The organism is Bacteroides caecigallinarum (assembly GCF_016902295.1).
Lineage (GTDB): Bacteria > Bacteroidota > Bacteroidia > Bacteroidales > Bacteroidaceae > Phocaeicola > Phocaeicola caecigallinarum_A.
The window spans coordinates 1-210 of the sequence record NZ_JACJLQ010000257.1 but is presented as its reverse complement, the minus strand read 5'-3'; the positions used below and the strand labels follow the sequence as shown (position 1 = coordinate 210).

Here is a 210-nt window from a genome sequence, read left to right as displayed (position 1 = left end):
GATGTTATATACGTTCGGTTCTTGAAAAACGAAAGAGTTTTGGTTGAAAGGAAATGTTCTTTCTTCAGTTTGTTATTCTCATGTGAAGATGAAAAAAGAAGAATAGAAAAGAAATTAAGGTGACTATAGCACGAAGGTTCCACCTCTTCCCATTCCGAACAGAGAAGTTAAGCTTCGTCACGCCGATGGTACTGCGTACAAGTGGGAGAG

The 210-nt window shown here is 39.0% G+C and carries 1 rRNA gene; it reads left to right on the top strand.

The features are described from left to right. Positions 1 to 115 precede the first annotated feature (115 nt). A 5S ribosomal RNA gene (gene rrf, locus H6A27_RS15035) occupies positions 116 to 210 on the top strand; the annotation flags it as partial.